This is a genomic window from Microbacterium sp. (genome assembly GCF_035277845.1).
Taxonomy (GTDB): domain Bacteria; phylum Actinomycetota; class Actinomycetes; order Actinomycetales; family Microbacteriaceae; genus Microbacterium.
Genome location: NZ_DATEJS010000161.1, coordinates 1 through 7,065, shown reverse-complemented (window position 1 = coordinate 7,065; position 7,065 = coordinate 1). Strand labels below are relative to the sequence as shown.

Below are 7,065 nucleotides of genomic sequence, written 5' to 3'. Positions count from 1 at the left end.
AAGCGCACGGTCGCCGAGCCCGTCGTCACGCGCGAATCCGCACCGATGCAGGATGTCTCCCTCGCCGACGAACGCGCCTGGTCGCCGCGCACGCTGCCGAAGCCGCTGACCGCATCGCAGGGTTCGCAGGCGTCCGCGGTGCTCGACGAGGCGGATGCCCGCGGCGAGCTGCGCCGCGCCGCGCTCGAGGAGGCCATGCGCGAGCGGGCCGAGCAGCAGCGTCCGGTCGAGCTCGCGAGCATCCGCACGGCACCCGCCGGCAGCCTCGACGACGCGGCCATCGAGGCGCACTGCCGGGAGCTGCTGCAGAAGCGCGCGGCGGGCTGAGCGTGTACGGACGGCCTCAGCGGCCGTGATAGGCTGACGGAGGTTCACGGGCCTGTGGCGCAGTTGGTAGCGCGCTTCGTTCGCAATGAAGAGGTCAGGGGTTCGAATCCCCTCAGGTCCACCGAAAGCAGATGCCCCCGCCGGTCGGGGGCATCTGCCGTTTCGTCGCAGAAACCCACCGTAGCCGGGGCTTCTTGTCGGGGGTTCCCGCCCGCCGGACTCCGAGCGGCGGTAGAATCCACCTACGTCCTGCAGCACCCGTGCGCGGACCCGATGCCCGACCGCTTGCGATCCCACCGGCCAGCGCCCCCTGCGCTCGACGGCGATCCGCACTCAGTGAAGCGGAAGGAGCGGACATGCGCGCAACGGAGGTGGCCCGATGACCGCGTCGATCGGGCCGATGGTCCCGACACCGGACGGGCGTCTCGGCGAGCCCATCCCGGAGGCATCCCGCCAGGTCATGGCCCGGCTGGATCGGATCCACACCTGGTCCCTGTCACCCGCGTTCCTGGTGATCATCGGCCTCGGGTTCCTGTTCACGTTCTACGACATCTTCGACATCAACGTGTCGTTCGTGCAGACGTGCACGCAGCTGGTCACCGGCTGCACGCCGGAGACGGCGCTGACCTATCTGCCGCTGCCGACGCTGCTGAACCTCCTCGGCTACGTGGTCGGCACCCTGGCGCTCTCACCCCTGTCCGACCGGATCGGACGCCGGAACATGCTGCTGATCACGATGCTGATCACCGGCCTCGGGTCGTTGTACACGGCGCTCTCCGCCGACTACCTCAACTTCACGCTGTCGCGCATCGTCACCGGCATCGGCATCGGCGCGGACCTCGCGATCGTGAACACGTACGTCGGCGAGGTGTCGCCCAAGCAGTCGCGCGCCAAGTTCACCACCGTCGTGTTCATCATGTCGGCGCTCGGCGCGTTCTTCGGCATCTGGCTGGGACTGCTGCTCACCACCCCGCCGGCTCCGTGGCCGATGGGTCTTCCGTTCGCGCTCGGCCTGGCGTCGGGCTGGCGCTGGATGTACGCGATCGGCGCGGTGCTCGCGGTGATCGCGATCCTGCTGCGGTTCCAGCTGCCGGAGTCGCCGCGCTGGATGCTGCAGAAGGGGCACACGGCCGACGCGGATCAGGTGGCCGCCGACATGGAGCGGCGGTCGGCCCGGCGCGGGGCGCTGGGACAGCCGGTGCTCGATGCGGTGCCGACGCACTGGCCGCCGGCCCGCAGCGTGCCGTACGCCGACATCTTCCTGCATCCGCTCTACCTGAAGCGCGTCGTCCTGCTCTTCTTCCTGTGGTTCTTCGGGTACATCACGGTCTACGCGTACGCGGCCGGCTTCACGTCCGTGCTCACGTCCCTCAAGTTCTCGCCGCCGGAGGCCGGCGTGATCGCGGCGGTCGGGACGCTCGGATTCGTCGGCGAGGCCATCGTGATGTCGTTCATCGTCGAGAAGCTGGAGCGGCGCTACTGGCTGCCGGTGGCCACCGTGCTGACCTTCATCGGCGCGATCCTCATCGCCGCCGCGGGGCAGTCGCTCACCGTGGACTTCATCGGCGCGATCCTCATCTTCGCCGGGTTCAACCTGTGGGTCTCGCCGACCTACGCGCTGACAGCGGAGAACTTCCCGACGCGCGCGCGGTCGACGGGGTTCGCGGTCGTCGACGGTGTCGGCCACATCGGCGGCGGCATCGGCATCCTGGTACTGGCGCCGCTGATCCCGCACCTGTCCGTGTTCTGGGCGCTGATGCTGATCTCGAGCTTCCTCATCGTGGCGTCCGTCATCGCGCAGTTCACCGTGCACACGCGCAACCGCGTCTTCGAGGACGTGTCGCCGTAGGGCCGCGGCTCACACCCGGAAGATCGCGGCGCGCAGCTGGTCGACGGTCGGTGCGCCGGCCGGGCCGGCAGGCGTCCGGAAGACCCGGCAGGCGAGACCGACCGGGGCATCCGGCTCGGCGAACGGATCCACGCCGTCGATGAGCACGGTCGGCGATCCGCGGAATCCGAGCCGGGTCGCGTCGTCTGCGGACCGGACCCGCTGGTACGACACGGACGCATCCGCATACCCGGCGAGGACCTCGGCGAGGCGGCCGTCCAGGATCTTCCAGTTCGGGCACCCGTCGAAGTACTGCAGGGTGATCTCCACCTCGTCAGGCTAAGCCCGCGCGCGTCGGCGCGGGCCGCGCGTCATGCACTGGCCGTCGCGCCGGCGAAGCCCGCGGCGATGCGCGCCGCGGTGTCGGTGCCGATCCGCACGCCGCCGTCCACGTGCAGGTAGCCGGCGCCCTGGATGTCGGAGCTCGCGAAGAAGATCGGGCCGACGGGCAGGTTCTGCAGATGTCCCCAGCGGCTGAGACCGCCGAGCTCCCAGCTCGCGGCGTAGGCGCCGCGGGTGAACTCCTCGCTGCCCCAATCGGAGAGGTAGAACGCGATCGGCCTGGTGGCATCCTCGCCGAAGTAGGCGGCGAACGACTCGAGCACCGCCTGCTTGCGCTCGTCCTCGGGAAGCGCCCACGTCTCGTCGGCGCGCTCACTCACGATGAAGCCGACGAGCGTGCCGTGGTCCTGTCCGTGCAGGGTGTTGTCGTAGACCTCGCACACGCGCTCGTGGGATGCGAAGCCGGTGCCGGACAGCCCGCGCTCGCGCCAGAACGGCGTCTCGTACACGGCCTGGGCCTTGATCACGAGCCCCATGGAGTGGTGCTGGTGGGCGACCTGGCGCATCCGGGGGAGCGCCGGGGTGTACTCGATGGTCGAGTACAGGTTCGGCGGCACGGCCAGCACGGCGTACTGCGCCTCGACGGTGACCCGGTCGCCGGTGGCGACCACGCGGGCGGGGCTGCCGTCGCCGGCATCCGTCCAGGCGAGGTGCCGCACCGGGGTCGAGAGGTGCACCACATCCGCGCCGAGCTCGTCGGCGATCTGCTCGGACACCGACTGCATTCCGCCGACGACGCGCTCGTCGAGCAGGATGCCCTCATCGATCAGGTGCTCGAACTTCTCGGCGGAGGCGACCATCAGCATCGCCTGCAGCACGGAGAACGTCTGCGAGGGCTTCGTGAGCATGCCCGCCGCGATGTAGTGGTCGACGATCCGCACGGCTTCGCGGTCATCGGTGAGGGATGCCAGCCACGTGCTGAACTGGATGTTGTCGAGCTCGTCGGCACGCGGGTGCTCCCACGGGGCGGCGGCGTCGATCTGCGCGGCGAGCTCGTCGAGCGCCTCGACGAGGCGGTCGATCTCGCGGAGCGTCGCGGCGTCGACCGGGAAGTCCCCGCGGAACTCGCGTCGCTCGCCGTCGCGAGTGACGTAGACGGAGTTGCCGTCGCGGTAGCGCGGGTAGGTCTCCTTGCCGAGATCCTTCAGCAGCGCCTTCAGAGCGTCCTGGTCGGACGACACCCACTGTCCGCCGATCTCGAAGAACTCGCCGTCGATCGTGTCCGACCACGTGCGCCCGCCGACCCGGTCGCGCGCCTCGAGCACCGCGACGGTGTGACCGGCCTCGACGAGGCGGCGCGCCGTCATCAGCCCGGAGATGCCTCCGCCGATCACCACCACGTCCCGCTGCAGGGTGACGGCGCCGTCGCCGGCGCGGCTCGTCGCGGAGGGGGAGAGGTCGTTCACAAGCGGTCCTTTCGATCGCGTCCCGGCAGCACGGCGGGACCTCATCGATCGAGGCGCCTCGTCGCGCGGGTGGCTTGCCCCACGATGGTAGGGACGTGGATGCCGGTCGCGCGGTGTCGCCCGGCAGGTTGTTCATTAATTTCCCGGACGAGTCAGCTGGGGAGCGCCTCGGGTGGGCGGAGACGTTCATTTCGGCGTACCGTTGAGAGGCGTCCGCCGGGATGCGGGAGGGCTGGGCACGTGGAGCCGTCGACCGTGAACGGGCGCCCGCGCGGACGCCCACGGGTGAGCCTGATCGATCGCGAATCGATCGTCGATGCGGCGCTCGCGCAGTTGCGGGCGGACGGGCTCGACGGACTCACCATGCGCGCGCTCGCACGCCGGCTCGGCGTCAGCAACAGCGCCCTGTACAACCACGTCCCCTCGCGTGCCGCCGTGCTCGCGGCCGTGCAGGAGAGATTCGTCACGCGCCTGGACGCCGGCGGGTTCGGGACCGTTTCGCTGCGGCAGGCACTGGCGCGCTGGGCGTGGAGCTACCTCGTCCAGCTGCGGGAGCATCCCGAACTCGTCCCGGTGATCGTCGCCGTCCCCGTGGCGCAGGCGCCGCGCACCTCGGGCATGTACCAGCGCGTGATCTCGGGATTCGCCGCGGCCGGCTGGCCGGAGGAAAGCATCATCGCGTCGATGAGCGTGCTGGAGACCTTCATCTTCGGGGCCGCCCTCGACTCGCCCGCGCCCGACGACGTCTATGCTCCGCACGACCCGGAGCACTCACCGCTCCTCGCCCGCACATACGAGGCCTTCGCCGAGGCCGTGGCGGCGCAGCGCGCGCGCCCCCGCGACGTGATCTTCACGATCGGCCTGGATGCCGCCCTGACGGGGCTCCACCAGCTGTGGGGCACCGGCCGCGGCTGGGATGCGATCAGCGTTCCGTACCAGCCGCCTGGGCGCGTCGGAGGAGGCGACCGCTGAGGCGGGCGGCGTCCTACGCTCGACTCATGTCCGAAGAGCGCTTCGCCGCAGCCGTCTACCTCCGCCGCCTCGCTCAGGTGCGGGAGCTCGCCGCCGGCGAGGGCTTCGACGCCCTCGTGGTCACCCCGGGCCCCGATCTGCAGTATCTGATCGGGTCCCGTGCCCAGACGTTCGAGCGGCTCACCGCGCTCGTCGTGCCGGCCGATCGCGACCCGTTCGTGGTCGCTCCCACCATGGAGCTCGCCGCCCTGCGTGCCTCGGCCGTCGCCGAGGCGCAACTGGACGTGCGCGAGTGGGTGGACGGCGACGACCCGTACACGATTGCGCTGCACGGGGCCGGGGGAGACGGTGCGCTCCGGCTCGGCTTCAGCGAAGAGACTCCGGCGCTGCACATCGTGCCGCTCAGCACGGCGGCCGGCACGCCGCCCGAGCTCGCGACCGGGGTGCTGCGGCGCCTGCGCATGCGCAAGGACCCCGCCGAGATCCGGGCCCTGCGGGACGCCGCCGACGCGATCGACCGGGTGCACGCGCGGATGGCGGAGTGGCTGCGGCCCGGACGGACCGAGCGCGAGGTGGCGTCCGACATCGCCGAAGCGATCGTGGCGGAGGGGCACGCCGAGGCGGACTTCGTGATCGTCGGCTCCGGTCCGAACGGGGCGGATCCGCACCACGAGGTGAGCGATCGGGTGATCCTCGAGAACGAGACCGTCGTCGTGGACATCGGCGGTCCGATCGCGCTCGGATACAACTCGGACAGCACGCGCACCTACGCGACCGGTGACGTACCCGACCGCATCCGCACCGCATACGACGCGCTCGAGCGTGCCCAGCGTGCCGCCGTCGACGCCGTGCGCCCCGGCGTCACGGCGGAGGCCGTGGATGCCGCAGCGCGCGACGTGCTGGCCGCCGCGGGTCTCGCGGACAGGTTCCTGCACCGCACCGGGCACGGGATCGGCCTGTCCGTGCACGAAGAGCCGTACATCGTCGAGGGCAACAGGCTCGTGCTCGAGCCGGGCATGGCGTTCAGCATCGAGCCCGGCGTCTACTTCCCGGGCGACTGGGGTGCGCGCATCGAGGACATCGTGGTCGTCACCGACGACGGCGTAGAGGCACTGAACCGCCGCCCCCACGGACTGATGCGCCTCTGACGGACCAGCCGGTCGCGTCCGACGGCCGGTCCCGTGCGCGTCACGATGTGAAACACGGCATTGCCGACTGCAACAATTGCACTATGCAAAGAGTGGATGGGGCGACGTCCGGTGCTGCCCAGGCGGCGCCGACCGAGGCTGAGATCACGGCGTTCCAGGTGGCCACCCGGGACCTCATCGACATCGCGATCCGCGGTGTGGAGCTGGTCGCCCCCGAGCTCACCCTGCCGCAGTTCCGCCTGATGCTCGCACTCGCCGAATACGGCCCGGTCTCCTCCGTGGGGCTCGCGCACACGCTGGATGTCGCGCCCTCCTCCGTCACGCGCATGGTCGACCGGCTCCTCGCATCCGGCCATGTCGACCGGACCCCCGACCCGGACAAGCGGTCGGTCGTGTCTCTCGCGCTGAGTCCGCTCGGCTCGCGTGCCGTCGCCGACGTGCTGAGATGGCGCCACCGCGAGCTCTCCCGGGTGCTCGGCCAGGTCGCCGCCGAGGATCGCGCGGTGGCGGCGCGGGCGCTGAGCTCGCTGCACCGGGTCGTCGACCGGGATCCGGAGCACTCGCACCTGGGATGGCTTCCGCTGTGACCGGCCGATCCGACAGCCGACCCATCGGCATCGCGCTGCACGCCCGTGTGCTCGGCGACTTCGCGGTGGATCGCCGCATGCTCGTGACGACTGCCCTGGCGGTGCCGATCGGCGCGCTGGCCGCCGTCGCGGCCCTCGCGCTGCTGCGACTCATCGGCCTCGTCACCAACCTGGTCTTCTTCGGCCGCGTCGACACGTCGCTCGTCGCACCCGGTTCGGCGCATGATCCATGGTGGCTGATCCTCCTCGCGCCCGTGGCGGGCGGGCTCATCGTGGGACTCATGGCCCGCTTCGGATCGGAGAAGATCCGCGGTCACGGGATGCCGGAGGCCATCGAGGCCATCCTTGTCGGCGGCAGTCGCGTCTCGCCGAAGGTGACGGTGCTGAAGCCGGTC

The 7,065-nt window shown here is 70.8% G+C and carries 6 protein-coding genes, 1 tRNA gene and 2 pseudogenes; 7 read left to right on the top strand and 2 right to left on the bottom strand.

The features are described 5' to 3' along the window. The 3 genes and pseudogenes from VJR25_RS06875 to VJR25_RS06865 form a co-directional block, all read left to right on the top strand. Nucleotides 1-327, top strand: a pseudogene (locus VJR25_RS06875) (large exoprotein); the annotation flags it as partial. A gap of 48 nt (nt 328-375) precedes the next feature. Then, a tRNA-Ala gene (locus tag VJR25_RS06870) sits at nt 376-448 on the top strand. A gap of 258 nt (nt 449-706) precedes the next feature. After that, a complete protein-coding gene (locus tag VJR25_RS06865; protein ID WP_324113905.1) occupies nt 707-2,176 on the top strand; it encodes an MFS transporter in 1,470 nt (489 codons plus the stop codon). A 9-nt stretch (nt 2,177-2,185) separates the two neighbouring features. Here VJR25_RS06865 and VJR25_RS06860 read toward each other — a convergent pair whose 3' ends face one another. Together VJR25_RS06860 and VJR25_RS06855 are read right to left on the bottom strand one after the other, a co-directional pair. Next, nucleotides 2,186-2,485: a thioredoxin family protein gene (locus VJR25_RS06860; RefSeq protein ID WP_324113903.1), complete on the bottom strand. Its 300-nt coding sequence runs from the start codon at nt 2,483-2,485 to the stop codon at nt 2,186-2,188. A 41-nt stretch (nt 2,486-2,526) separates the two neighbouring features. Next, nucleotides 2,527-3,963, bottom strand: coding sequence for an NAD(P)/FAD-dependent oxidoreductase (locus tag VJR25_RS06855; protein WP_324113901.1), 1,437 nt, complete (start codon nt 3,961-3,963; stop codon nt 2,527-2,529). A gap of 285 nt (nt 3,964-4,248) precedes the next feature. On the opposite strand from VJR25_RS06855, the gene VJR25_RS06850 reads away from it, so the two are divergent. From VJR25_RS06850 to VJR25_RS06835, 4 genes and pseudogenes are all read left to right on the top strand, one after another. Continuing rightward, nucleotides 4,249-4,935: a TetR/AcrR family transcriptional regulator gene (locus VJR25_RS06850; protein WP_324113898.1), complete on the top strand. Its 687-nt coding sequence runs from the start codon at nt 4,249-4,251 to the stop codon at nt 4,933-4,935. A gap of 26 nt (nt 4,936-4,961) precedes the next feature. Continuing rightward, a complete protein-coding gene (locus tag VJR25_RS06845; protein ID WP_324113897.1) occupies nt 4,962-6,083 on the top strand; it encodes a Xaa-Pro peptidase family protein in 1,122 nt (373 codons plus the stop codon). A gap of 83 nt (nt 6,084-6,166) precedes the next feature. Further along, the gene (locus tag VJR25_RS06840) at nt 6,167-6,670 is read left to right on the top strand and encodes a MarR family winged helix-turn-helix transcriptional regulator (RefSeq protein ID WP_324113895.1); all 504 of its coding nucleotides are present in this window, start codon (nt 6,167-6,169) and stop codon (nt 6,668-6,670) included. Beyond that, nucleotides 6,667-7,065: pseudogene (locus VJR25_RS06835) on the top strand (hypothetical protein); the annotation flags it as partial. The gene VJR25_RS06840 and the pseudogene VJR25_RS06835, both read left to right, overlap by 4 nt.